Origin of the sequence: Shewanella sp. SM71 (assembly GCF_025653905.1) — a bacterium.
Taxonomy (GTDB): domain Bacteria; phylum Pseudomonadota; class Gammaproteobacteria; order Enterobacterales; family Shewanellaceae; genus Shewanella; species Shewanella oncorhynchi.
Map to the genome: position 1 here is coordinate 1 of NZ_JAKKRW010000026.1, position 24,860 is coordinate 24,860.

Below are 24,860 nucleotides of genomic sequence, written 5' to 3' on the forward strand. Positions count from 1 at the left end.
AGAGTGATTCACTCGCTCATTTTTGACAACGCCCGCATTTGCGGCTGATTTGGAGCGCAGCGGAAAACCAGTATCAACATGCGTTTGTTAGGGCTAAAAGACTGACTTATTGAGGATGACATTTGCATCATAACCCGTACTAAAAGGACGGAGTTCCTCATAAATTGCTTTAGCTAAGTCTGAAACTTCATTTGTAAGAATTTCTAATGCTTCAGTCTTATTTTCTTCATTAAATATTTTTCGGCTACCATCAGGAACATTGAGAGTATCACGATAAGCTTTTACAGAATTAAGAAAAGCTAAATGCGCTCGAGTTTTCTCCACAAGCGCCAACTTCATGTAGCTAGGTACATTTAAATCTGCATTCATATGAAATGCGATTGCGGCCAAATCATAGCTACTCAAACTTTTCACAGTTCTCTTTTTGTAGTCAGGCATATCAGCAATCATGTTCTTTAATAGTCTGATTACGGATTTCAAATTTCCAGCGTACAATGAATCTTTATCATTTATCATTTTTATGTGGGTAAACGGATAATTAAGATGAAATTCATGATTTGACTTATGATATATTTTAATACCTCGGTCGCTTTCTTGGTCTGAACGCTGATATTTTGTTGTATCAAACCAAATGGCAGGAACAATATCAACCTTCCGTTTCAAGCTTCCACCTTCTAAAGCAATTGACTTATTCCCAGAAATATCCACTTCTGCTTTGGGAAAATTAACGGGCAGAATACGTTCTGATTTTGACCTCACATCTTTAACAATATCAATTAAATTTCTAGGATCTGTTGCTGGAGAGTATCTATTTGGATTAACCTTCGGAAGTTCAATATTTACAGGATTAGTAACAATAATCAGCATATCAACATCGGAATGCCCTTTAATATGAATATCTAAAGCCACTGAGCCTTGAAGCCGTTTTGTGACTGTTTCACCACTATTCTGCAAGCTGTTCATAAGACTGTCAGCAACTCGATTACCCTCGCTAATAGATACCTTAGTAGATGCAGGTTCAACAGCGGCCATTGCGCCTATTGTGTATTTGACACCAGCGACTTCATTCAGGCTTTCAAATGATTCTGATTTCCTGACATCGACTCCACGCTGTATTGCATTGTTGGCAGACAAAGATTCCATAGACTCATAAATAGCTCGTTCACGAGTTCCTTGTCTGCGCTCTTTTAGCGATTTCAATCGCTTTTCAAAATCAATCATTATTTAACCCTTTTTAAATTCATTACACCAAATGTCTTTCTTCCTGCACTATTGAAATAGGAGGCTTTGCCAACTGTAAGTTCTTTATTAAATTCAACTTCGCAGTAACCTTTATGAGAATTTAATTCGTGGCTCTGCTCTATTTCTGGCTCATTTTTATAACTATATGAGAGAAGCCAGCCACCTGTTGGACCGAATCGCTTAGAAAGCGTTGCCGTATAACTTACGCTTTGACTGTTTTTTGTTTTTAGGTGTATTTGAATGTTCTTCCAAGTTTGCTCAATTCCGATAGATCCTTCCCAGTCGTATTTAGTAGTCCCATCATCATTTAGCGTTTGCCCCTTTAGCTCCCATGTCCCATTTATGTTTGGCACTTCAAAAAATGAAATTTTCCATACCCATTTATTGAATATCCAGTGGAGCAAAAAATATACTAAACCAGTGGTAATTGTTGCTTTTGTAAATGCATCAATGCCACTTAGATTACTAGCAATAGCAAATAGTTGAGAGATCCCACCTGAGAGGGCAATAGATAGAAACCCCAACCACCTTCCAATAGCAGATCTATCATGTCCAAATACAGCATAATCGTGCATAAATTTCTCCGTGATTTAATCGGGGCACTAACATCTTAGATCACTTGTTGGACTTGGCGGCTACCACATCCATGTCAATTGGTATAAATGATGCTATAGAATTTTGCTTTTTTGCGGAAGCGGTTTTTTATACCGTTTGATCTGTCTCTCAAAGTTCATCTGAGTTAGAACCGACCATAATGGCGCCACTCTAGATGTTGGGCCTGCTAGGGCGGCGTGACAAGCTGTGGTAAATGGCAACAGCAGCGGTAAGTCTATCAATTATCTCCATTTTATTACCCGTCATCCTGCGGCTCTCTTTGCCCCACTGTAGGGGGGATTGCCCAAACCGGTATCTGCGCAGTAGTGCAAATAACTCAGTCGCAACTTTTGTACACCTCGGTTCGAGTCTCATACAGCAAAATAATCAATAACAGTAGATAATTCGGAGTTATCTACTGCTATAAATCGGCAATATTAAATATGTAGCTAAGGCGTTTTAGTATGTAAGAAGTGTACTTATTACATACCATGATCGAAGAAATAATCAAATTAGAGTGACGTAAAACAAAATTTTTTTAAAAATCAGATGTTGTGTTAAATTTATTTTTTTTCAAAACATCTGCAATAGCAACATCTAACTGCTGTTGAACATCTAGAGACAATCGTCCAAATTCATAAGCGAAGTTTCGCCCTTTGATACGCTTTCTTGCATAAATGCCAGAGCTGTCAAATGTCGCAATATTAGTAACGCTATCCAGTACTTTATTTTTCATATCCTTAGCAATCTGAAGTTCTGCTTTTATCGCTTTGGTGATAGCTGATTTACGTTCTTCCCTTGAATATTCAGCCTGAATAATGACAACTTTTTTAGTCAAATCATTGATGAATGATAGTAATTCATCTTCAAATTCATATGCTTCCATAACTTTATTCAGCAAAGCGTAGTCAGTATGTGACAAATCATTAGCCACAGGAAAAAGCTTCACCAAACGTTCATCGACCTTAGCGGCTTTTAAAGCTTTACTAACACCAGCCTGACTCATTCCAAGTTGAGCTGCTACTTCAGCCTGTGTAATCTTAGGATTCGCCTTTTCCAAAGATAAACATTGTTGGCCAATTTCACGTAGGTTATGTTCTTTTGCGGTTTGGAGTTGTTTAGCTAGAGCTTTAGCATCTGAAAGTGAAATATCATCTTTAGTTACCAATATGCGAAATATATCAACTTCACCATTTTGCAGTAAAAACCAAGCTCTGCGTCGAGAACCATCTAGCACATCGAGTTTACCATTCACTTCTCTAGCGACGGCTGGGTAAAATTGCTGGAAGGCTAATGAATCGAGATCTTGTAGAGAATCTGCATTTAATAATGCCTGGTCACGCCCGTTAACATCAAAAGTCACATAGGTACTATCGCGAACTTGTTCATATGATAACGTTGCTTCGGTAAATGTAGCGGTAGCACCAGAAGCTAATTGCCATAAGAAACTTTTACCTACAGATTCAAGACCAAATAGATTTTGAAGAGATAACGTAACGTCTTCACTTACTTTTTCTATTTCAGTTGTAATTTGGCGTTTTAAAGATTCAATATTAGCTTTGGCTGCATTTATTTGTGCTTCTTCTGCACCAACAGCATTGCCTAGAGGGCTCATTACCCCACGTTTTTTAGCCATTATGCTTGCTCCTGTTCACGCCAGACGTTCACAATATCTCTTAGGACTTGGCTGGTTACTTCATAACAATTTTGCTGTGCACTTTGGAACGTCGCTTTACTCTTAGGGTATTCACTCTTAGACATATCAAACACGGTAGAAAGCAACGAAGATGACTGACGAATAGCTTCACTATGTTTAAATTCATTTGAGTACATATAAGGCGCAAAATGATCGTATAAACTATTCATTAGATCGGTTGTAGTAGCGCTATCACGATGATTTGTAATTAAAATCTTCATAAAATCATAACCACGATGATTAGCATTAGCCAATAAAGCCCACACTTGAGGGATATAACTAAAATAGGAACAAGTAGCATCAATGTCGTTTTCTGTGATGGACAACGGGAAAACTACACTGGTAGCAGCAAAATATGCATTATAAGTTGCATACCCTAATGAGGGAGGGGTATCGATAATGATGATATCAAATTCATCTTGAACAGCATTGATGATCGTGTTCAAAAGAGAGTAAGGAGACTTTAACTTTTGACCAAATACTTGTTCATGAAACCAACCTTCAATAGCTCTATCACTTTGTGATGCCGGCAAAATACGGAGATTAGGTATAGTTGTAGGTAAGAATGCGTTTGAAACGACTTGTTCAAGAGTCTCACCTTCATCTAGATCAAAATTATTCATCATGAGATCGCCTACAGATAAACAACCTTCTAGATCCGCTTCTGGTGCGTAATACATGGACAAAGTAGCTTGACCATCCATATCGATAAGGCCTACCCGATACTCTTGATGAAACTCAGTAGCCAAGCCTGAAGCAATTGTTGCAGCAGAAACGGTTTTACCAACACCACCTTTTTGATTTTGTATAACAATAACCTGCGTTTTCTGGTTATCACTGCGCTTAAATTTAGATGCTTTACGCAAGTTTTCTGGCAGCAAATCTCGTAACTGATACATTTCTTCTATGTTGATTAGCCATTGAGAATCTTCATGCCGCCTTGGATCAAAATCCGCTGTAGATACATATTTATCAAGTGTTTTTGCGTCAATATCCAAATAGGTAAAGGCTTCTGCCCGCGTAAATTTTCGCAACTCTTTCCGGTGATTAGACAATAAGCGTTGGTTACGTCGCTTAATATAGGCATCAGCCCCCATTTTAAGCACTTGAAAAGTCTCTGTAGTCTGCATGCTATCCATGAAATCCTCCTTAAATAATTAAATATAAGTGTATACCTTAATATTTAAGGTGTATACTCATATTCGATGGAATCACTATTTTAAAGGTAAAAGTACCTGAATTTGGTCAGACTGTTAATGTGGCCAAACAACGAAATACGGAAGTTGAGGGTATTGAAATGAGAAATGATGGATAAAAATACGGCCAATGATGATGGTCAAGATCATCACTGGCCTGTGCCACAACCTAGAATAAAGGTAACTAAACTTATGTCACAATTTCAGTATAACCAAATTGAAAAAGCGCGTCTAATTGACTTACCAATGATCCCATCGGGATTGTTGATTCAATGGTTAGTAACGAAACCTGATTGGTTACAACAGCGAGTATTTAAACAACTAACACTTCAACAATAAACCATAGAGAGCAGGGATTAAGTTCCTGCTCTTTAATGCCAGGTCTAAATATCTTTATCAATTTTAAACTTTCTTACTCTTCGCTCATACTCAAGTGATCTTACAATAAAATGGTTCAACCATTTTATATGAATCAACTCCTCTTGCTTTTGGAAATCTCAGTTTTACTCCGTTTCTTCGCTACTTTGGCACTTAGCTTGCTAATTCCTTCTGCTAGACGCTTTTTCTTTAGCGACTGACTATACAGCGCGTTTGAATTTTAACGGTCGTAGACAAAATTTACTTACAGCACTGCTTTTAGATATCGCCCCTAGCGTTAGCTAGGAATTGGCGAGGCATTATGTGTTTAGTGGATTTATCCACTGCTTTTGATTCCTTTTAATAAGTTATCTTTTACTAATAAGTAAGCTCTTAAAAGAAAAAAGCTTTTGGACTCCCGAATTTTACTCCTTTTTCTTACTCCCAATTTAATAAGGATATACATACCTTATCCACAAGAGATACGAACCTATGAGAAAAACATACGAAATAACGTCAATCACTATCAGAGAGAGATGAAAATTTAGTGAAATTTAAGCCTTTAACTAGCAAAATTAGCTGTTATTTATCGTTGGGGTAGGGAAGGGCGCCGCCATATGACGGTAAGCTTAAAACAGCGATTAATGCGTACTGGGGGGATTAACGTTAGAGGAGAAAAACATATCTGCCGTAAATCGTTGCCTCAATGGCAGCTGCCGCTTGAAGCAACGCCACGTAAACGATAAACCATTATCAAGAGCTTTCTGATACGAAAACTTAATTTGCGCTCTTATATCATCGGAATAAACACCGATCGATTGCAAAAATTGAGGTGATAGCCACTTATAAGCAGCGCGAGAACGAATCGTACCTTCTTCATCGGCTTTTTTAACTTCTTGAACCAGGTAGACGCCAGCAAGTTTAAGCATATCTATAAAACGATACCAAGTTGAGCTTGGTATCGCTTCACCCCAGCGCTTAGCATGAGCAAGCATGAGTGCATCATGGCTGGTAGGATCGAACCCTATGTTTTTAGCTTTACCCACTTGCCCACTCATAAGATCGCATGTAGTTATCAACGTAACTGATATCTCAAATAGCTTTCTCTTAGTACGTTCAGACATTGTTCGTGATACGCCACCATTATCAACGTCTAACTTTCGGCTATAAATCAGCCGGCGCGCATTGTTGATCACCACATTAAAATATCGAGGTAAACGGCTACCTTTAAGTTTAAAACCGTCAAGACTAGCTTTATAGGCATTCGAGCCCACATCATGCTTATTATTTTTGACATGAAGAGCAGCCGCGCGTTTTTCGTTTCGTAGTCTCTGACGCTTCTGACGTGCTTTATCTGCGTTAGATTTTTGCATGAGACACTACCACAACGCACGCACGAAAAGATGATCTCAAGATCAACTGACGCTGGCATATGGGGTTTAAGTGTCTCAAATTTTGGTGCTGCAAAGGTACGCAGCCATTGAAATAATTAGGCATTATATTGATTCCACATGTTTTAGGGCTGTTTGAATGGTTAGTTCAAACATTGCTGATCACTATAATCTGATCGATCGCAAAGATCAACGATCTTTCAATGGCTTGAATTTTAGGCACAAAAAAGCCGACCCATGTGGTAAGTCGGCTTTGTTGTCGAATGCTTCACGTCAGGGAACCACCCCCAACACACTCTAATTTTGAAAAATACACTACATAGAAAACTATGTAGTAGCGTGCTATGTAATGCACTTTTGCTTCAAAATCTACTTCGTATTTTAATAGCTCATCAAAAAAATTGCAAGGCCAATGCAAAACAGATCAACTATGCATCTGAATCGGGGTCGAATTGCAATTTCTCCTTAACAGCCTCAACAGTTAAAGCCGTAATTGTTTGATATTTACCATCTTTTACTGCTTGGTCCATCAATTCTTTAAGTTTCTTTGGGCACCTAAATGTCACAAGCTCAGTTTTAGACGAAGTAGGAGGGTTATAATTTTTTTTCATAATAATTCATTTTGTATTGACCACCCTACTGTAATACAGTAAGTTTCTGTAATACAGTAATCTTGTAATTTTATTCATGATAGAACATATCGATTTTTCAATAAAGAAGTAAAAAATTATGCCTCTAAATAAAAGCGAGATCACTATTTTCCGCGAGTTGTTCCCAACTCTTACGCAACGGCAGCTGGAAGTAATGAAGGATTTTTCACTAGGGATGACGCCATCTCAATTACAAGCCAAAGCTGACTGCTCACGCACTGCAATTGAACGGCACCTTGCAGATCTTAGAGCTGAATTTGGATGCACATCATCTAATGAAATTAGAACAATATTTTTGAATAAACTATTAATACAAGTATTACGTAACTCAATTTAAATCATATTTCAAGTTAGGAATTTCCTAACTAATAACGAGATCTGTTTTCATTTATTATCTTCGCCGCGATAGTCGCACAACTAGATATAAATGAGGATTACATGTCCGATGGGAAAATTAACAAAAACCACTCAAGAATAACAGTCGTTCTTGAAGGTGATTATCACCATAAATTAGTTAATTCATGTGAACGCTCAGCACGTAGTAAACGAGCTGAAATACAGCTTCGAATTGAACATAGTTTATTAACTTTTGTCGATGCTCCACCCAAACCAATTAACCAATTAACCAACAATGATTAAACAAGTAATTATATTTAATTACATAAATCTCACCTAAATATATACAAAGGAAGTGTTATATGACCACCAAAACCCAACAACCTAGCGCACAACAAAGTGAAGTAAACGAAGAAATTCTAAGACTCGCAAAACATATACCCAGTGATAGCACCATATTTATAATGCGCTGCACCTTCCTATTCATCATTTGTGTCGTCGCTACCTTGCTGTTGTCTTGGGATGTACATGCTGCAGACCCGTTTGCACCGGCTAAATCAGAAATTGTTGACACAGTTGGCACCGGCTCAACTGCACAGTTCGCCATTCTCGTCGTGGGTTTATGTGCCGCTGCGATTACTGGCTTTTTAACCAAAAACTGGGGCGCAGCTATTGGGGCTTTTGTCGTTGGTATGATCTTCGTCAACGTGGCCTTAAAGGTTGTAGGTCTATAGACCGTGGATAACCCCACTCAGTTTTTTAGCATCCCTAAACACCTCAACAACACCCCTACGCTATTAGGGTTCGCGATGGATGAACTGGCCCCTGCCCTAGTGTTTTTTGGTGTGTTGTTCATGATGAATCACGCGCTCATTGGCATGGTACTAGCCTCATCATGGTTTTTAGGGATGCGCAGAATGAAATCGCAATACGGCATGAGCGTATTACGCCTCACCGCTTATTGGTACGCCCCAGCAGAATTTAGCGCTTCATTTTTAAAACGAACGCCTGCGGCATGTCGCCGCTATTGGTTACGTTAAATGATGTGAATTAGGGGGCCAATCCCCCTAAGGATGCTCCCATGTTACAAAAGAACAAGATCGACTTTATCCGCATTGCAAAATCCCTCAACACGCTTCTGTTAATCGGCTTTACCGTTGCCATGATCAGTAACACAGTCCTAGCAAGTATTGTATGGAAGGCTTACTTCAATAAAAGCCGCACCGTTGTGCCACCGACCATCAGCGCTGCCTTTACCGTATCAGACACGTCTATAGATGAACCGTATTTACAGCAAATGGCCGAATACTTTGCCTTTCTAAAACTCAATGTCACACCCGCTTCGGTAGACCATCAGTACAAGCAGCTCGCAACCTATATCGATGAAGCTGATTGGCATCAAATGCAACCTTTACTGGTTGAAGATGCAGCCATGATTAAAAAACAAAACATCAGCAGTCACTTCACCATCAATGAAACCCAAATTGCCCTTGATGATCGTCTCGTCAAAATAACGGGCACGTTAAACAAATATGTGGGCAAACGCGCGCTAGAACCCGAAACCATCAGCTACATCATTGCCATGAATTATGACCATGGCCAACTGTCGCTCAAAGCCATTAAGAAAGTGCAAAAGGACGTTAAATAATGAAGATTGCTAACCCACTTGTTTTCGCAGCCTGCGCGCTTTTTCCTATGAGCGTGTTAGCGGCAAATACGCCCCCAAAACACTACGGATTCAATGACAGCGAAACGGTTCCTATTGAGCTGTCGAGTGTTGATATCAACCGCTTAGTCGTTGAAGGTGACAAAATCACCTCGATTGATTGCCCCGAAGGGTTTTGTGTTGTCACGGGCACTAAATCGGATAAATCCGGTGCAGCGCGCGTTAACCTCAATCTGGCCATGCCATTCACCGCCTATGTATCAACTGAAAAGGGCAGACATTTCGGCTTATTCATCAGCCCTAAAGCCATTCCTGCCGTGACCTCCATCTTCACAGCAGAACATTATCGCGAAGAACAGCCCTCCGTTTTCGATAAGAAAACCCCTTATCCAACCATGATGACCGAGTTCACCGCGCAAATGATCCGCTACCTGAACACAGGCAAACCGATTGACGGTTATCGTGTGCATGTCGTCAATGGTGGCCTTGAACGTACCACAGTAAACAGTGAGCCTAGAGGCACGGAAACATCTATCGATGACGCGATGTTTATCCGCTTAAATGAGCAAATGCCCAAACCGAAAGGACTGACAACAGAGCCCACCGTTGTGTTCACCGGCAAGCATTTCAACGGCATCATTTATCGCGTAACCAATCACGCAGCACTCCCAGTCACCCTCACCACGGCGCAGTTCTACTCCCCAACGACGCGCGCAGCGGCATTATCTACATATGATTTAGCGCCACAACAGACAGGCCACTTATTCATTGTGTCTGGTGGGGAGAGCATGCAATGAAGCAACTCCTGGACTACTTCAAGAATGATCCCGAGGCCGACTTTGAGCAAGGCAGTGCCTTAAATGAAGCCAATAAAAAACGCAATTGGGTGATTGCAGGGGTGGGGGCCACGGTACTCGGTGCCCTCTATTTAGCTGGCGACGCCTATATGTCTGCCCCTAAACGTGCTCCTGAAACAGCAGCGGGTAATCCTATCGATTTTGGTGCCGTGATTGATAAAGATTTCACCGAGAAAGACAATCAGTCTGCACTCACCGCACAACAAATTGCCTTAGATAAGCAGCAGAAAGCGATTGATAAAATGCTGAAAAGCATGGAAGCCATTGAGCGCAATAATGAAGCTAATCGACTTGATTTAAAACGTAATTTAGAGACGTTCCAACTGACCATCACTGAAAGAATTGATGATAAGATTAATGCCGCTACCGCAAATGCAATACAGCATAGCAATGTCACCGATGATTTTGCGACGGACGGCATCGATGCATCAGCCTATCCGGTTAGGCAATCCACACGCTACTTGGGTGAACAAACGCTGCCGCCACGCCCAAGCGTAGGTGACGGACAAAGCTATTCTGCCCCCTATCAAGGCGGCGCTATCCCGCCACCTGCAACCCAAAATGGCATCGATTCCTTTGCACTAAATTGGGAAACGCCAGACCAAAACCTGCCCAAAAAACGCACCCCTGAGAACTATGTTCCTGCAGGTTCATTTGTGACAGCTGTCGTTACTGGCGGCGCAGATGCCAATGCGGGTGTGAATGGCCAAGGCGATACCGTACCAATGGTATTCCAAACCATTAACCAAGGTGTACTGCCTAACGGCAAGCCCTCGAAACTCAATAACTGCACGGTATTGGGCGCAGCTTACGGCGAAATCTCATCGAGTCGCGGCATTGTGCGCACCACTCGCCTCAGCTGTATTTTTGAAGATGAAATCATCGACATTCCCGTCGAGGCGACCGTATTTAACTATGGCCGCAATGGCATTCGCGGTACTGCCATTATGAAGAACGGCAAAATCGTTCAAATGGCGGGCATTAGCGGCATTTTGACGGGCATTGGTGAGACAGGTAAAGCACTGAGCCAAACCACATCGAACTCAGCGCTAGGGTCAACTTCAAGCGTCAATGGCAGTGATGCACTGCTCAACTTAGCCGGCAGTGCCAGTTCAAGCGTGGGTAGCAAGCTTGCTGATTACTACATCAAATTAGCTGAGCAATACCACCCGATTATTGAGCTCAATCCGGGCAATACCGTCAACATCGTTTTCTTGAAAGGCTTCCCGCTCGATCCGGTTGGCATTCAAGAATACGAAGAAGCGCTCGCGCAGCAAGCCCAAAATCCTGTCAGTGCCACAGCGCAAATCCTCAACACCATCAGCAACCCACTGTTAGAACAGATGCCAGGGAATATTAAGCCGCAGGCCCAAGGCACAAACACGCCGACACCACAGCAGCAATATAACCAACAAGGCCAGCGCCCCCCTGTTAACTCAGCCTTTGGCCGTGCGAACTAATTCAGTTAAGGAGTGACATTTTGAACACAATCATGAGCAAAAACGCATTACGTAACACCGTTATGATGGCACTGGCTTCATGGCTATTAAGTGGCTGTGCAGCAGGGCTAGATAGTGACTATTCCTGCGATAAAGTCGGCGGCATCAATGGCTGTACTAACATGATGGAAGTGAGGCAACTCACTGACAGTGGCGTGTTCAATCAGCCACAAGCACAAAGCCCTGCGGTGACGGCCTTAAGCGGCCAAAGCGCAACAACACTCCCCAAGCTTGCGAGCCAACAACAAGATTTCATCCCTTTGCCACGCCGCGACCGCCACGGTGTACCGCTGCGCACCTCTGAGTCAGTCCAAAAAGTAACAATATTCCCCTACCTCAATGAGCAAGGTGATTACGTTGATACCAGTGATGTGTACATCGTGGTCGATAAGAGCCGTTGGACGGGTCGCCCTGCTAAATACATCAAGCAGGATTAAGCCATGAAACAACGTATTAAAAACGATCTCGGCGCACTCTATGCCAGCAGCAAACATCAGCACAACCATCTGCATCATGAATTGCCCTATCGCATTTATGATGATGCTGAACAAGTCTTTGAAAATGCTAATTCGCTTGGCTTTGGCTTTGCCATTTCGCTGTTTGGCGGGGCAAATGACGACTTGATCAAAACCATGAACGCCTTAGTGGGCACACTGCCAGAAGGCGACAAATGGCATTATCAATTCGTCACGGTGGGTAACAATCAAGTCGGTGAACTCATTGAGCAAAATCAAGCGCTGCTCAGTGGCCGCAATGCCATTTGCGATAAATTTGCCTCAAATGAAGCTATCTATGCCAAGCACAGCGCCACCAAAGGCTTTGGCACCAAGCTCAGCAGTGCTTACCACTACGATTTAAAGAACACCAAAGGGTTTTTCTTTGTTTCAACCACCGAAGACATGCCCGCACTGCTGGATATGCGTCTTGGCGTTGAGTCAGAACTCGCGCAAACAGGCATGCACATTCGCCGCTTAGGCGCTGACGATCTGATTGAACATTGCCGCGAGCATTTAAATTTCTCGCATCAACAAGATCGCGTTTCGCCCGCTAAATATAACGAATATCAACCATTAAACACCCAAATTCTCAGCCCTGACAGTGAGTTCATCATTAATCGTGATTCGGTCAATATCCGTCACACACCGATGAAATCTGATAACAGTGTCGATACCACCTTAATCAATCTTGGCCTTAAGGGGCTGCCGAACGACTTTCGGCTATATGCGTTTCCAAACTGCATTGCCTCACTCAGTTACACCATGAACAGTGTTCAATGCCCTTACCGTGTCAGCGTGTCTTTTTATATTAATAAAACCGGCGAGCAAACAACGCGTAATGACAGCAAAATTAGCTCTTTGACGAAAACGGTCGGTTCACCAATGCGACTGTTGATCCCCAGCGCCGCGGATGAACTGGCTGAACGCAAGGAGATACAAAAAGGACTCAGCTCACACGCCTTTAAAATCACCACCATGACATTGAATGTCACCCTGTATACGACCGAAGAGAAGCACCGCCACGACACCTCAAAGGCGATTGCGACATTTCGCACCGCAGGCATTGATTTAATCCGAAACAATAAACTGCAAGGCATGTGCACCCTGTCCACACTTCCGTTTTCAATGAGCGAAGGCTTTATGAAAGACAGCCAAAAAGCGGGTCTGTGTTTCATGATGAAAACCTCAAATTTGGTCAACTTTTTACCGATTGTTGCAGACTACAAACGCTTATCAGCAGGGTTACTCTTGCCAACCATGCGCCATCAAATTAGCTATTTCGATCCGTTTAACTGCGGCAGTGATAACTACAACATGGCGATTACGGGCGGCTCAGGGGCAGGGAAGTCATTCTTCATGCAAGCCTTGGTGAAATCCATTTTTGCCAAAGGGGGCAAGGCATGGATTTTAGACAAGGGTCAGAGTTACAAAAAACTCACTCAAACATTAGGCGGCGTCTATCTCGATAGTTCACAGATTTTCCTTAACCCGTTTACCCACTTAGGCAAAGTATTAAGCGTGCGGGATGCGGGCACCTTTGGCCCTATCCTCGATGAGGAAGGTCAAACCATTGATCCCATCACCGAAGTGTTGGGAAACATCACCGCGCTTATCGCCACCATGGCATCACCTGATGAAAAGCTCACCGGATTTCAGACGGCATTACTCGGCGATGCTATTTTGCTGGCATGGCAAAAATGCGGTAACGACACGCTGATTGACGATGTGCAAAAGGCACTCTATGACATTGCCGCGCAAAAAAATGACGATACCCGTATCAGTGATATCGCCGCGCAATTAAACAAGTTCTGTTCAAGCGGTATTCATGGCGCGATTTTCAATAAGCCCTCGATGCTCGATCCCAATATCGATATCACCACGCTTGAACTCGATGGATTTAAAGGCGAGCTACAACGTCCAGTGATTTTCGCGTTGATGGTGACGATTAGCCAACAAATGTACTTATCGGGCCAACGTTCTATTCCGAAAATCTGTGTGATTGAAGAAGCGTGGTCACTCATGAGCGGCGCGAATGCGCAAAGTAAGGATTTCATCAACGAAGGTTATCGCACAGTGCGTAAGTTCGGCGGCAGCTTTGCCACAGTAACGCAAGGCATGAACGACTTCTTTGCCAACGCCGAGGCCGAAGCGGCACTGAACAGTTCAGATATTCATATCACCTTGCGCCAAGGTGATGGCTTTGGGGATTTCTTGAACAAGCATCCTGACCACTTCTCGCCCTTCGAGCAACACATGATCAAGTCATTCCCCCGCGCCAATGATGCGGGTCATTCCTGCGTCATGCTCAAAGCGGGCGGGCTAGTGTCCTTTCACCGGATTTTTGCCGATCCATGGTCGCGCGCCATGCTCTCAACTGAACCCAAAGAGTTTGAATATTGCGAAAACTTGATTAAAGGCGGCATGCCGTTACTCGATGCCATTGAACTGACAGCCCAACATTTCTATCCCGATGATATGGCCCGCTTTGATGCCATTTTGTCCGCCGCAGCAACCCACAAAGAGGCCGCATAAAATGGAAAAAACCATCATACAATCAATTTTATGGCTGGTGACGCTGGGCGTCATGATCACCCTCTGGGTGACGCGCGAACCCAGTGTTGTCGAGTATGACATTAACGAAACCGTGGCCAGCTTTCACCAATCTATCGGTCAAAGCGAGCTATCCGACGAACAACGCGAAAAAGAAATCACGCGATTTACCCAAACACTCGATGATGTGGTGCAGCAATACGCCATTGATAACCATGTCGTGGTGTTAGTCAGCCCCGCCGTCGTCAGTGGCGCCGTGAATGTCACCCAAGAAATTCAGCAGTCACTACTGCAAACCCTTCAAGCGCAAAACAAGGCGAACCGCGCCCAAGCGAGCGAGGTCACGGCTAAATGAATAAATTCGCGCTTCTGATGCTAGCACTATGCCCACTCTTACCACTCAAGGCTGCGTCCATCGGCACCGTGGGGCTGGTGTTCCCCATAGCTGAAATTGACATGCTGCAGTGGATTGAAAACCGTCTGCAGACCTTAGAGAAAACGGGTGAGCTAGACAGTATGCGCGAGCAATTCCAAGAGAATGTCAAAGCCGGTGTTAAGCGCCCTCGTCCAGTTGGACTTATCACCACTAAAACACCAGAAGTGTTTTTAGTCGATCCCACTTTAACGCTGGCCAAAGATATCAATGATGCTAATGGCAACCTGATTTATCCCAAAGGGACGCGCGTAAACCCATTTGACACCAAGACATGGCCAGCATTGCAAAAAGCCAACGTCGGCAAGTTTGAGTTCAGTAAAACGCTGGTGTTTTTTGATGGGGATGATGTGCAGCAAGTGTTATGGGCCAAAGAGTTTGCAACAACCCATGACAAGCCACACACCATCAAATGGATTTTAACGGGCGGCGAACCCGAAACACTGCATGGCCAATTAGATGCGCGCGTTTACTTTGACCAGCAAGGAAACCTCAGCCGCGCATTAACACTTAAGCGCGTTCCGAGTGTCGTTAAGCAAGCAGGGGTGATGTGGCAAGTGCGCGAAATAGATGTGTCAAATTTCCCCGTATTCATGGAGGAAACAAACCATGCGACACATTAAACCTGCGCTGCTATTAGCATTATTAATGGGAGTCATTCCCGCACAAGTCAACGCGCAAGCGGCCTGTACGGGCACGTTCGTTAACCCGATGACCGACATTTGTTGGTCGTGTATCTTCCCGATGACCATTGGCAGTGTGCCTATTATTCCTGGGAGCCTACCCGATACGCGCAACCCCGTATCACCCATTTCATTTTGTCCCAAACCGCCGCCTATTTTTATGCAAATTGGCTTGAATATCGGCTACTGGGAGCCTGATACCTTAGTGGACGTGACGCGCGTTCCTTACTGCATGGTCAACATGGGCATGAAGCTCGACATGAGTAATTCCCCCCAAATTGGCGGTCGCGTTACAAGTCGCGATAACGATGCCAGTGATGGCGCGTTTTATCATGGGCACTGGTACAAATACCCTGTGATCTATTGGCTGCAAATTATGCAAAGCGCAGCCTGTATGGCCACGGACAATTTTGATATCGCTTACCTAACAGAGATAGATCCACTGTGGGATGACGATGAGTTGTCTTTTATTCTCAATCCTGAAGCCATCTTATTTGGCAATATCGTGTCACAACTCGCTTGTGCCACCGAAGCCGTGGCCACTTCGACAAACAGTGTGTTGCCCTTTGATTTTCTGTTTTGGTGTATGGGCTCACAAGGCAGTGCTTACCCCCTGACTGGCACCACCAATTACCGCGACACGCCAATTCAGGCGGGTACGTTGATTTTAGAGCGCTTGAACTACAAATTGCATCGCCAAGGCATCGTTTGGGAATCCCACGGTGAAGATGGCGCGATTTGCTATCAAACGCCGATGCCCCTCATGCCCAAATCCCGCTATCGCTATCAAATGACCAACACCATACCCGATGCGCTATGGGCGCACCCTTACACCACGACAACGGTGATCTGGGAAAGTGGCCACGACAACCCTGTGTCGGGTGACAACTTTGGTTTTATCAACTTCAAAAAACGCAATTGCGTGTTTTTGTGACCAATAAGGAGAGGGATTTTCGATGAAAAAGTTTGAGACCAAATTACCAACAACATATACCGCTTTATGCACAAAAATTGTGGATAACAGCCTATTTTCACGTTCATTTAAAAGCTTAGCCCTGCTCGTGAGCTTATGGTGCCTTGGATCAATTTCACAGGTGTTCGCCCAAACTAATTACAGTATTGACGAACTCAAAGCGCTGTCACAACAAGAGCACCACACGTTACCCCCGCTGAACCTCGACCAAGCCGCGCTGTTTGATAAAGCCCGTCAGTTCGAAGCGCAAAGCAAAGGCCAGTTAGACAACGCACTATCACCGTTGCTCGATGCCAAGCCCAGTGCCGATGCCAAGGGTGTGATGGTATTTGTGTCCTTGGGTATGCCTGCGACCAGTTTGCAGCAGTTACTCATGCAAAGCGCAGACTTACAGGTGCCACTCATTGTGCGCGGTGTACTGCCTCAAGGCTTTACCGCCACCGTTAAACAGATGAATCACCTCATCGATAACAAGGGTAAAACCATACAGAGCGGTTTTGCGATTAATCCCCAGTGGTTTACGCAATTCGGCATTACCCAAGTACCCGCCTTTGTTGCTGTAAGACCCAACAAATGTCAGGCAAAACAGCCCTGCAGTACCGATGACTTTGACGTGATTTATGGCAACGTTTCGTTGTATGACGCGCTGAACTTACTTGCACAACACGGCAGCATTCCCGATGTGGCAGCTAAGACATTAGCAAAGGGGGCGAAATGACTCAGTTGAATAATGCCTTAATCCTCAGTGCCATCCTCACATTGAGCGCCGCCTTGCCTGTTATAGCGGCCAACAGCGAAAAGGATTACCGCGATAATGTGCAGTGGGCCAAAGACAGTATCAAGCAGAATCAGAACAAAGCGGGTTACACCGGCTTTGACGTTAACAGCCTATGCAAAGATGCGGCATGTCAGCAAGAAGTCGCTAACCCAAGCGAAAGCCGTTACTACAACAACCCGAGCGCCATGGACAGTGCCAAAATGCAAGGCATGAGCACGGATGGCCAAGCCCAAGCCGTGACGAGTGGCTTTAATAATGGCCGCCCGACGATTGATGAAAACGATCCGGCATACCATACCGCCGTTGGCTATCAAAATGATGCTTACAATATCAGCCACGGCATTTCATCTAAATATCATGACTGTGAAAAAGGGCTCGTTTGTGAAGTCGATTCTCAGCCTCGTTCTTGCACGTTGCCCACCAATAATCCGGTGCAATGTTACCTGACGCCCTTTGTCAAAAGCACGTCAACGCGTGAAAAAGAGCACTCATTCCGGTTGTCAGGTAAGCCGCCATTTACCATTACACTGCCTAATCCCAACGCTGAAATTAAACGGATACGATTCAACGGCGATTACTCAAGTTGGGGTGGCGCGACAAAACTTGAAATCAAACTTAATGACATCTATATCGGCCACATTCCTTCACAACGCGCCGCTGGTGACTGCATTGTAAATGGCTTTTGTCCCTCAAGTGTCAACGCCACCTTAAGCACTGATAACTATCAAGGCGGTACATCACCACTTACAGTCAATATTGGCACTATTCTGGGTGGCACATGGGATTGGGCTTTTTACCTCCCAATCGAAAATCTACCGATCACATTCGTGACAACAGAAAGCGACGTTGAAATTGGCTACAACAACAGTTGCGGCGCAGTCCTCCCCGAGTGCCAACAAGTCCAATCTCAATGTATTGAGGGTAAAGAAACACGCATGATTAATGGGATTAGCGTGACATTGGATTGCTGGAAAGAACAAACCACCTATCAATGCGCGTTTCCCAATACCTGCACCACCCTCGCAGATTGCAGCATTCAATCGACCAGTTGTGACACCCAACTTGGCGGCGTTTGCATTAAAGATAAACAACAACGCCTATGTGATAAACAGCAATGTCGAGATACAGGCCTTATCTGCGGTGCAGACAGCTTTGCGCTCAGTGGTGACTATTACGATCCTGCGGCCACTCGCAGCACTGACTTTAACCATGCTGCGGCAGGACTGGCCGCCGTCAGTGACGCAGCCGGTGATGTGAAAGACAAAGCCAACATCAACGAAAACAGCGCCATCATTTTCAAAGGCAACATCATGGAGTGCAGCGATAAAGCGCTGGGGATCAGCAATTGTTGTCAGGACAGCGGTTGGGGTAACGGCATCGGCTTAACGTCCTGCAGTGAAGAAGAAAAAGCGCTGGGTACCGCCAAAGAAGACAAGCTCACCGTATCGCTTGGCCAATATTGTGCAGAGAAAGTGCTTGGTGTGTGTATCCGCAAGAAAAAAGCCTATTGCGCGTTTGATAGCAAGCTCGCGCGCATTGTGCAGGTTGAGGGCCGCGCGCAATTGGGCAAAAACTTCGGCAGCGCTAAACATCCTGATTGCAGCGCCTTTTCACCTAACGAACTACAACGCATTGATATGTCGTCAATGGACTTTTCTGATTTTTATGAAGACATGTACGACGCCATCGAACTGCCCAACACTGATGAAATTCAAAAACGCTTACAACAGTCGGTTGGAGGAGCCAAACCATGATGACGTTGCTAAATGACCGCTTACAACATGCCGCCGCTGTGCCTTTTTTTCGGTGGTCAAGCCGCGCGCCGTTGGCGTGGTTGTCCACAAAAAAAGGCTCTGCGGTGGTCAACAAGCGCAGCGCGTTAGTGCTCCTTATGCTGACAATGTTTTGCCACGGCGCAAACGCTGCGGATGCACAAGGGTGGCGCTGGTATAACGAACCGACAGCCCCTAAAAAGCAAGCGCCCAAAAAAGCCGAAACGCCAAGTGTCACACTCACGCGCACCCAAACACTGACACCTACCGAACAGATGGATTGGTTTCACAGCTATTACCAAGACACGCTCAATGATGCGGCGATTAACAGTCAAGACAGCCAGAAAGTCGAAAAGGCCATGCTGCTTAATCAGTACGTCAGCAACAAGTCGTCTGAGTTTGGCATGACGTTTAAAAAGGTATTACTCGACAATCCTGAGCTGTCTTACACCAAAGACAGGCCAACAGAGCAAGCGGCAAGAAGCACGTATTTATCATTAGAGCGCAACAAGAAAATGCGCGCGGTACGCACCCTTGCCGATGCGGGATGGGGCCTGTTCTTTGTCTACAAAGGCCAAGAAGAAATGGACATTGCACTGGCGCCCAGCGTGCAGCAGTTCGCTACGCAGCATGGCATTGAGCTACTGGGCGTCACGCTCGATGGCGTTGCACTGCCAGCTATCGTGCAGAACCGTCAAAACGATCAGCACATAAACGTCCCGTTTAGTCCCGCACTCGTGTTAGTTAATCCTGGCACGGGGGAAATGAAACCGCTCGCTTATGGCTTTATCTCTCAAGACGATTTACTTGGCCGCTTCCTGAACGTGGCCACCGATTTCGCCCCTGACTTTTAAACGGAAAAATACCCATGAAACGCATCATCACTGTAATGTTAATGACTCTTTTATTCTCTTTCAGCGCGAAAGCTAACCCCATGAGGGAGGCTGTTGCAGCCAATCCGAATGATTACGCGTTAGTGTTTTTCTTTCGCTCTGATTGCCCGTTTTGTCATAAGTTCGCCCCGAAACTGAAACAGCTTGCGGCGCAAACAGGCACCTATACCTATGCCTTTTCGCTCGACAACCAAGGGATAGCAGGTTTTGAAGTGCCTATTCCTTCCACGCCAGACATTGCCGCCACCTTCTTTGAGAATCCGCGCAGCGTGACAGTGCCCGCGACATTTTTAATCAACGTCAATACTCGTAAGTTTGTCCGTTTAACGGTCGGGGATGTGACGCCCTCGCAGCTTCAACAAAGTTACCTTCAATCCCTCAATGACCCACAAGTCATTGCAAGCATGCGCTAGGAGCACCCCATGGACACGATGTTAATCATCAATATTTTACTGGCCTTAGCCATCTATAAATTCGTACTCGTCCCCGTGCATGCATTGTTAAGTGCTGTTTGCTTGCGTGGGCTACGCACGCTACACCAACGGATTAATGGCAACGCAGGAAGTCAATCATGAAGCATTTAGCATTAACACGCACACTACTGGGCGTTACGATTTCATTCATGCTGACAACAAACGCCTATAGCGCAGGGGTTTCAGGTTCGCTAAACGATTTCTTCAATGGCCTAGGCTATGGTACGAACGTGACCAATCCGGGCTCATTCAAAGGCCAAAGCGCCAACTACTACAGCGGCGGCAATCTCTTTGTGCGTAGCCCCATTCGCGACGCGCAGCTAGTGAGCGTGCAAATGCCCAGCATTGCCGCAGGCTGTGGCGGTATTGATATGTTTATGGGCGGTTTCAGTCACATTAACTCTGACGCGCTGGTGCAACAAGGCAAAGCTATTATCGCCAACGCCGCACCGTTCGCCGTCGATTTAGCCCTGCAGACGTGGGCACCACAAATCAAGCAGATTAAGGACACGCTAACGGCCATTGCGGATAAATATCTCAATCAGTCTATCAATTCTTGCGAGAGTGCCCAAGCGGGCGTCTCGGCACTGGCGGGGTTTGCGGGGGTAGGCAGTCAAAAATACATTTGTGCCACTATGGGCACACAAAATAACGCCTTTGCGGATTGGGTATCAGGCCAGCAAGAATGCGGCGCGGGCGGTCAAGCTAACAATCAGCTCGATAACGCCAAGAAAGATCCCGCACTAAAAGACATGGTGCGCAAAAACACCAATATTGTGTGGGCCGCCATTTTAAAAAACACCTTCCTTGCCAGTGATCCCACCTTGGCAGAATTTTTAATGTCGATTTCGGGCACGTATATCTATGACGCGACCGGCAATGCGCGCGGCTATGGCTCACTGCTGACCGACAACAATAACCTGATTAATAGTCTGTTAGAGGGCGGCAAAGCAGAAACCTATCAGTGCACCAATAAAGCGATTGATCAATGCTTAGCACCGACACAACAAACGATCACCATCCAAAGTAATCACGGCCTGCAATACCGCGTAGAAACTTTACTCAGAGGTATCGCCAGTAAGATGCAAAACGACCAGCCACTAACAGATAACGACAAGTCGCTGCTCGAATACACGACACTCCCCATCATGACCTTTTTACGCACCGAATTGGAGGCAGGACTTGCGCCCCAAACCAATACTTACGCCAAAATCATCAGCGTGCAGTTTATTACCCTGTATCTGCAAAACATGCTGTCGATTGTGAAATCCTCTATCACGGCAACGAACAATGATCCCAAAGACATTGACCGCATCGAGAAAGACATTATCAACGCTAACCGTTTCTTAGCGGGACTGGCAACCAAAGCTCAAGAAGATGCGATATCACAGCACCAACTCATTATGCAAAACCAGCAAATCAAACAGCAAATCACCGGTGCCATGAGTGCTAAAGCTAAGGCCAACTTGAATTTTGGGGAGCGATAACCATGGCGGTTGAGATATTTACCTACAGCAACGGTGACGTGGCCAAGCAAGTGATGAATGCCATTGCCGTGCTGTTCAAGTCCGATTCATTTGCCAGCATGATAAGCATCTGCGCACTGTTTGCCGTTGTGGCCACTGCGCTGCACTTTTTCATCAAACGTGACCATAACGCAATTATGAAATGGTTCGCGGTTTACTTTGCCGTGCCATTGCTTGCAATGAACACCACCGCCACAGTGCAAATTACCGATTTAACCAATCCGACGGGTAACTATCGCGTGGACAATGTGCCGGCGATTGTGGCGTATCCAGCCTCATGGGCGTCGCATTATATGTATGCCACCACCCAAACGGTGGAAGATATTTTTCACGTACCGGACGACCAACAATACAGTAAAACGGGCATGATGTTTGGCTCTGAGCTGTACAAATTATCCAGACAAAGCGAGATAGAAAACACCCAACTTAAAGGCTATTGGCAGCACTACATCAGCAGTTGTATTCGCGGAGATATGCTACTCAATGGTAAATACACATGGCGAGATTTAGCCAGTGCGCCGGACATTTGGGACTTTCTAGCGACTCACAACCCTTCGCCGCTACGGGCGATTCAAATGGGTTTTGATGATTACCCCACTTGCAAAGAAGCCCTTCCGCGCCTCAAGCAACTTTTCCAAGCAGACAGCGCAAAAAGCATCAAGTTACTGGGCAGTTGGATTTATGGTGAAAAGGCCACAAGCCAACAAAGCTTTTTGAATACCAGCATCAGCAGTGGTTATCAAAAGTACGCGAATATCAGTCAAAGCGCGTCGCAAATCACGCTGCAAAACATGACGATTAACGCCCTGCGAAATGGCCTCGCGGATGATGCAGCGGTGAGCAACAACACTGCCGCCGCATTCAACTACGCCTATACGCAAAACAAAATGCAAACCACATCGATGTGGGCGGGAATGGCCCTGCAGGCGCGGGAATTTTTGCCCATGCTGCAATCGATTTTGTTTTTGCTGTTTAGCTCTGTCGCCTTTTTAGTTGTGGCGATTGCCATGATCCCCTCGCTCACGTTTCAAGTGTTCGGCAACTATTTCAAAGGCTTTATCTACCTTGGCACATGGCCGGTGATGTTTGCTCTCATTAACTTCATCATGACCACACGCTTATCCCTTAACGCCACCGAAATCACTAACATTTACGGCGGGATCACCTTAAGCAACGTTGATCCATTACAAGAAATGCATTCCCGCTATGCGGCCATGACCGGCTTTTTAATGATGAGCGTCCCAACCGTGATTGTGCCGTTAATCATGAAAGGCGGCGCGTCGGTAATGAGCAGTATGTCGCATCAGTTCGCGGGCATGATGAGCAGCGTTAACGCGCGCACCTCTGCGAGTGCGGCAAGTGGTGATATCAATTTGGGTAATGCTCAGGTGGATAACTACAGCTACAACAACACCAACGGCAATAAAATAGACACCACAGGCGTTGAACGCATTCATGGCAATACCAAACAAGATGCAACCGGCTATGAGACCACCACCTTTGATGATGGCAGACAAGTCATTAATGGCCAAAATGCCTTAAGCCGTAGCTTGCCAGTGAATATCAGCAGTAACGATGTGGTCTCAAACTCCTTATCGCAATCTGGATCAAACGCGATGAGCGCGAGCAAAATTGAGAGTGAGCTAGCAAGCGAAAGTCTCGCTACCGTCAAGAATGCCGCGTTAAGTCAAATGAGCGGGGTCAATACCTCGAACAGTTATGGCAGCAATAGCGCCACGGGCGATAGCGGCACCCATAACAAAGGCTTCGCAGATATGCGTAGTACGGTTAAGTCTTTTGCTAAGGACTTCAACCTGACAGAAGACCAAGCTACAAGTACCTTATTATCGATGTATGTCGGAGCAGAAGCAGGGGTGAAACTCGGCACACCAGGGAGTGGATTTCTTGGTTCTAGTGCGCACGTATCCGCCAATACTGGCACTAAAGGCTCAACCGATGATGTCAGCACAGCCCGTACCAGTGAAAGCGAACGTGACAGTCTACAGCAAAGCTACCTTGACCAGTTCAGCGCTAACGTTAACACAGTCAAATCCTATAACAGCGGCGAGCAAGCCAGTACAACCAACAGTAAAAACGAAGGTGAAACACAAACCTTCCTACAAGGACTTAACGAAGCGACTACCCACGCCAAAAACTCCCAATCCCAGCTCACTGAAGCCCAAAGCTACACCGATGCGGCTAATAGCGTGAAAAGTGGATCTAGCAGTATCAGTCACGATTTAAATCAAGACTTTGTGGAGTTCGTACAAGAAGCAAGAGGTGAGCAAGGTGATTTCATGGAGGTGATCAGGGGGCAAACACCAGAAATGCAGCAAGAGCGAAACCAACTCGCGGCCGAATTTACGAACAGTCCTAAAGTCAAAGCGATTGCTGAGCAATACAAGAACAATGAATTACCGCAAAACCGAGATGACATTGTGCAAGCTCAGGAGCGTTACGCCGCCGATATTGATTTCAATAAACAGCAATCACCACAGTATGCCCCAGCGCCGTTCAATGACAGCCTCTATCAAACGGGCGAATTTGAGCGCATCCAAGGCCATGCGGCGCAAGGCAATGCGGAAATTAGACAAGATGTGTTGCACGAAGAACAGACTCATAACGCATCAAGCGTCCCGAGCATTGATATGGAACAAGCCCGTGCAGACGTAAAAGCTGCGCACGCGCTAACACCGCCAGACAATCGAAATGACGATGAAAAAATGGCAGAAACAGTGCGTCAATCAAGTCCCTTTAATACAGGACCAAAAATGTGATAATAGCCATGACTTTCAATC

The 24,860-nt window shown here is 45.3% G+C and carries 26 protein-coding genes; 20 read left to right on the forward strand and 6 right to left on the reverse strand.

Translation table 11 applies throughout. The features are described 5' to 3' along the window. Nucleotides 1-93 precede the first annotated feature (93 nt). The 4 genes from L5L97_RS20105 to L5L97_RS20120 form a co-directional block, all read right to left on the reverse strand. On the reverse strand, nucleotides 94-1,221 hold the full coding sequence (locus L5L97_RS20105) for a hypothetical protein (protein WP_263143514.1): 1,128 nt from the start codon (nucleotides 1,219-1,221) through the stop codon (nucleotides 94-96). Next, entirely contained in the window at nucleotides 1,221-1,817 is a 597-nt protein-coding gene (locus L5L97_RS20110) for a hypothetical protein (protein ID WP_263143517.1), read from the reverse strand. Before L5L97_RS20110 ends, L5L97_RS20105 begins: the two co-directional genes overlap by 1 nt. A gap of 557 nt (nucleotides 1,818-2,374) precedes the next feature. After that, nucleotides 2,375-3,472, reverse strand: a complete 1,098-nt coding sequence (locus L5L97_RS20115) for a ParB family protein (RefSeq protein WP_263183687.1) — start codon at nucleotides 3,470-3,472, stop codon at nucleotides 2,375-2,377. Then, nucleotides 3,472-4,671 carry a ParA family protein gene (locus L5L97_RS20120; protein ID WP_263183689.1) on the reverse strand — a complete coding sequence of 400 codons (1,200 nt, stop codon included), beginning with the start codon at nucleotides 4,669-4,671 and terminating at the stop codon, nucleotides 3,472-3,474. The genes L5L97_RS20115 and L5L97_RS20120 overlap by 1 nt, the downstream gene beginning before the upstream one ends. Nucleotides 4,672-4,836: 165 nt before the next feature. Here L5L97_RS20120 and L5L97_RS20125 point away from each other — a divergent pair, with 165 nt between their 5' ends. Beyond that, complete coding sequence (locus L5L97_RS20125) at nucleotides 4,837-5,067, forward strand: hypothetical protein (RefSeq protein WP_190273090.1); 231 nt, start codon at nucleotides 4,837-4,839, stop codon at nucleotides 5,065-5,067. Between the two features lie 659 nt (nucleotides 5,068-5,726). Here L5L97_RS20125 and L5L97_RS20130 read toward each other — a convergent pair. Together L5L97_RS20130 and L5L97_RS20135 are read right to left on the reverse strand one after the other, a co-directional pair. Beyond that, nucleotides 5,727-6,458, reverse strand: a complete 732-nt coding sequence (locus L5L97_RS20130) for a hypothetical protein (protein ID WP_012197907.1) — start codon at nucleotides 6,456-6,458, stop codon at nucleotides 5,727-5,729. Between the two features lie 446 nt (nucleotides 6,459-6,904). Further along, nucleotides 6,905-7,087, reverse strand: a complete 183-nt coding sequence (locus L5L97_RS20135; RefSeq protein WP_263183696.1) for a ribbon-helix-helix domain-containing protein — start codon at nucleotides 7,085-7,087, stop codon at nucleotides 6,905-6,907. Nucleotides 7,088-7,205: 118 nt separating this feature from the next. On the opposite strand from L5L97_RS20135, the gene L5L97_RS20140 reads away from it, so the two are divergent. The 19 genes from L5L97_RS20140 (at nucleotide 7,206) to traG (ending at nucleotide 24,839) form a co-directional block, all read left to right on the forward strand. Further along, nucleotides 7,206-7,463, forward strand: a complete 258-nt coding sequence (locus tag L5L97_RS20140) for a hypothetical protein (protein WP_012197905.1) — start codon at nucleotides 7,206-7,208, stop codon at nucleotides 7,461-7,463. Nucleotides 7,464-7,564: 101 nt separating this feature from the next. Continuing rightward, nucleotides 7,565-7,765, forward strand: a complete 201-nt coding sequence (locus L5L97_RS20145) for a TraY domain-containing protein (RefSeq protein ID WP_263183698.1) — start codon at nucleotides 7,565-7,567, stop codon at nucleotides 7,763-7,765. 59 nt (nucleotides 7,766-7,824) lie between these two features. Continuing rightward, on the forward strand, nucleotides 7,825-8,196 hold the full coding sequence (locus L5L97_RS20150) for a hypothetical protein (RefSeq protein WP_131525431.1): 372 nt from the start codon (nucleotides 7,825-7,827) through the stop codon (nucleotides 8,194-8,196). A 3-nt stretch (nucleotides 8,197-8,199) separates the two neighbouring features. After that, entirely contained in the window at nucleotides 8,200-8,502 is a 303-nt protein-coding gene (gene traL / locus L5L97_RS20155; protein ID WP_263183700.1) for a type IV conjugative transfer system protein TraL, read from the forward strand. 41 nt (nucleotides 8,503-8,543) lie between these two features. Further along, nucleotides 8,544-9,110: a type IV conjugative transfer system protein TraE gene (gene traE, locus L5L97_RS20160; protein ID WP_263183701.1), complete on the forward strand. Its 567-nt coding sequence runs from the start codon at nucleotides 8,544-8,546 to the stop codon at nucleotides 9,108-9,110. Continuing rightward, nucleotides 9,110-9,925 carry a type-F conjugative transfer system secretin TraK gene (gene traK / locus L5L97_RS20165; RefSeq protein ID WP_263183702.1) on the forward strand — a complete coding sequence of 272 codons (816 nt, stop codon included), beginning with the start codon at nucleotides 9,110-9,112 and terminating at the stop codon, nucleotides 9,923-9,925. The genes traE and traK overlap by 1 nt, the downstream gene beginning before the upstream one ends. Next, nucleotides 9,922-11,445 (forward strand): TrbI/VirB10 family protein, encoded by a 1,524-nt coding sequence (locus tag L5L97_RS20170; RefSeq protein ID WP_263183704.1) that lies wholly within the window; start codon nucleotides 9,922-9,924, stop codon nucleotides 11,443-11,445. Before traK ends, L5L97_RS20170 begins: the two co-directional genes overlap by 4 nt. 20 nt (nucleotides 11,446-11,465) lie before the next feature. Continuing rightward, entirely contained in the window at nucleotides 11,466-11,921 is a 456-nt protein-coding gene (gene traV / locus L5L97_RS20175) for a type IV conjugative transfer system lipoprotein TraV (RefSeq protein ID WP_263183705.1), read from the forward strand. A gap of 3 nt (nucleotides 11,922-11,924) precedes the next feature. Beyond that, complete coding sequence (gene traC / locus L5L97_RS20180) at nucleotides 11,925-14,513, forward strand: type IV secretion system protein TraC (RefSeq protein ID WP_263183706.1); 2,589 nt, start codon at nucleotides 11,925-11,927, stop codon at nucleotides 14,511-14,513. A 1-nt stretch (nucleotide 14,514) separates the two neighbouring features. After that, complete coding sequence (locus L5L97_RS20185) at nucleotides 14,515-14,886, forward strand: TrbI F-type domain-containing protein (RefSeq protein WP_263183707.1); 372 nt, start codon at nucleotides 14,515-14,517, stop codon at nucleotides 14,884-14,886. Next, entirely contained in the window at nucleotides 14,883-15,587 is a 705-nt protein-coding gene (gene traW, locus L5L97_RS20190; RefSeq protein WP_263183708.1) for a type-F conjugative transfer system protein TraW, read from the forward strand. The genes L5L97_RS20185 and traW overlap by 4 nt, the downstream gene beginning before the upstream one ends. Then, nucleotides 15,574-16,581: a conjugal transfer pilus assembly protein TraU gene (traU, locus tag L5L97_RS20195; RefSeq protein ID WP_263143029.1), complete on the forward strand. Its 1,008-nt coding sequence runs from the start codon at nucleotides 15,574-15,576 to the stop codon at nucleotides 16,579-16,581. Before traW ends, traU begins: the two co-directional genes overlap by 14 nt. 22 nt (nucleotides 16,582-16,603) lie before the next feature. Beyond that, nucleotides 16,604-17,338, forward strand: coding sequence for a type-F conjugative transfer system pilin assembly protein TrbC (trbC, locus tag L5L97_RS20200; RefSeq protein WP_263183711.1), 735 nt, complete (start codon nucleotides 16,604-16,606; stop codon nucleotides 17,336-17,338). After that, nucleotides 17,335-19,152, forward strand: a complete 1,818-nt coding sequence (gene traN / locus L5L97_RS20205) for a type-F conjugative transfer system mating-pair stabilization protein TraN (protein ID WP_263183715.1) — start codon at nucleotides 17,335-17,337, stop codon at nucleotides 19,150-19,152. The genes trbC and traN overlap by 4 nt, the downstream gene beginning before the upstream one ends. Next, the gene (gene traF, locus L5L97_RS20210; RefSeq protein ID WP_263183717.1) at nucleotides 19,149-20,024 is read left to right on the forward strand and encodes a type-F conjugative transfer system pilin assembly protein TraF; all 876 of its coding nucleotides are present in this window, start codon (nucleotides 19,149-19,151) and stop codon (nucleotides 20,022-20,024) included. The genes traN and traF overlap by 4 nt, the downstream gene beginning before the upstream one ends. A gap of 14 nt (nucleotides 20,025-20,038) precedes the next feature. Next, a complete protein-coding gene (gene trbB, locus L5L97_RS20215) occupies nucleotides 20,039-20,476 on the forward strand; it encodes a type-F conjugative transfer system pilin assembly thiol-disulfide isomerase TrbB (RefSeq protein ID WP_263183720.1) in 438 nt (145 codons plus the stop codon). A 9-nt stretch (nucleotides 20,477-20,485) separates the two neighbouring features. After that, complete coding sequence (locus L5L97_RS20220; RefSeq protein WP_263183722.1) at nucleotides 20,486-20,638, forward strand: hypothetical protein; 153 nt, start codon at nucleotides 20,486-20,488, stop codon at nucleotides 20,636-20,638. Further along, a complete protein-coding gene (locus L5L97_RS20225; protein ID WP_263183725.1) occupies nucleotides 20,635-22,023 on the forward strand; it encodes a conjugal transfer protein TraH in 1,389 nt (462 codons plus the stop codon). Before L5L97_RS20220 ends, L5L97_RS20225 begins: the two co-directional genes overlap by 4 nt. A gap of 2 nt (nucleotides 22,024-22,025) precedes the next feature. Then, nucleotides 22,026-24,839, forward strand: a complete 2,814-nt coding sequence (gene traG / locus L5L97_RS20230) for a conjugal transfer mating-pair stabilization protein TraG (RefSeq protein WP_263183727.1) — start codon at nucleotides 22,026-22,028, stop codon at nucleotides 24,837-24,839. The last annotated feature ends 21 nt before the right edge of the window (nucleotides 24,840-24,860 follow it).

Coding starts and splice junctions, on each gene's coding strand:
- traE (WP_263183701.1), top strand. CDS start 8,544: ATGTTACAAAAGAACAAGATCGACTTTATCCGCATTGCAAAATCCCTC.
- L5L97_RS20170 (WP_263183704.1), top strand. CDS start 9,922: ATGAAGCAACTCCTGGACTACTTCAAGAATGATCCCGAGGCCGACTTT.
- L5L97_RS20225 (WP_263183725.1), top strand. CDS start 20,635: ATGAAGCATTTAGCATTAACACGCACACTACTGGGCGTTACGATTTCA.
- traK (WP_263183702.1), top strand. CDS start 9,110: ATGAAGATTGCTAACCCACTTGTTTTCGCAGCCTGCGCGCTTTTTCCT.
- L5L97_RS20115 (WP_263183687.1), bottom strand. CDS start 3,472: ATGGCTAAAAAACGTGGGGTAATGAGCCCTCTAGGCAATGCTGTTGGT.
- traG (WP_263183727.1), top strand. CDS start 22,026: ATGGCGGTTGAGATATTTACCTACAGCAACGGTGACGTGGCCAAGCAA.
- L5L97_RS20150 (WP_131525431.1), top strand. CDS start 7,825: ATGACCACCAAAACCCAACAACCTAGCGCACAACAAAGTGAAGTAAAC.
- L5L97_RS20120 (WP_263183689.1), bottom strand. CDS start 4,671: ATGGATAGCATGCAGACTACAGAGACTTTTCAAGTGCTTAAAATGGGG.
- traU (WP_263143029.1), top strand. CDS start 15,574: ATGCGACACATTAAACCTGCGCTGCTATTAGCATTATTAATGGGAGTC.
- traF (WP_263183717.1), top strand. CDS start 19,149: ATGATGACGTTGCTAAATGACCGCTTACAACATGCCGCCGCTGTGCCT.
- trbC (WP_263183711.1), top strand. CDS start 16,604: ATGAAAAAGTTTGAGACCAAATTACCAACAACATATACCGCTTTATGC.
- L5L97_RS20110 (WP_263143517.1), bottom strand. CDS start 1,817: ATGCACGATTATGCTGTATTTGGACATGATAGATCTGCTATTGGAAGG.
- L5L97_RS20135 (WP_263183696.1), bottom strand. CDS start 7,087: ATGAAAAAAAATTATAACCCTCCTACTTCGTCTAAAACTGAGCTTGTG.
- traN (WP_263183715.1), top strand. CDS start 17,335: ATGACTCAGTTGAATAATGCCTTAATCCTCAGTGCCATCCTCACATTG.
- L5L97_RS20130 (WP_012197907.1), bottom strand. CDS start 6,458: ATGCAAAAATCTAACGCAGATAAAGCACGTCAGAAGCGTCAGAGACTA.
- trbB (WP_263183720.1), top strand. CDS start 20,039: ATGAAACGCATCATCACTGTAATGTTAATGACTCTTTTATTCTCTTTC.
- L5L97_RS20185 (WP_263183707.1), top strand. CDS start 14,515: ATGGAAAAAACCATCATACAATCAATTTTATGGCTGGTGACGCTGGGC.
- traC (WP_263183706.1), top strand. CDS start 11,925: ATGAAACAACGTATTAAAAACGATCTCGGCGCACTCTATGCCAGCAGC.
- L5L97_RS20220 (WP_263183722.1), top strand. CDS start 20,486: ATGGACACGATGTTAATCATCAATATTTTACTGGCCTTAGCCATCTAT.
- L5L97_RS20145 (WP_263183698.1), top strand. CDS start 7,565: ATGTCCGATGGGAAAATTAACAAAAACCACTCAAGAATAACAGTCGTT.
- L5L97_RS20105 (WP_263143514.1), bottom strand. CDS start 1,221: ATGATTGATTTTGAAAAGCGATTGAAATCGCTAAAAGAGCGCAGACAA.
- L5L97_RS20125 (WP_190273090.1), top strand. CDS start 4,837: ATGATGGATAAAAATACGGCCAATGATGATGGTCAAGATCATCACTGG.
- L5L97_RS20140 (WP_012197905.1), top strand. CDS start 7,206: ATGCCTCTAAATAAAAGCGAGATCACTATTTTCCGCGAGTTGTTCCCA.
- traW (WP_263183708.1), top strand. CDS start 14,883: ATGAATAAATTCGCGCTTCTGATGCTAGCACTATGCCCACTCTTACCA.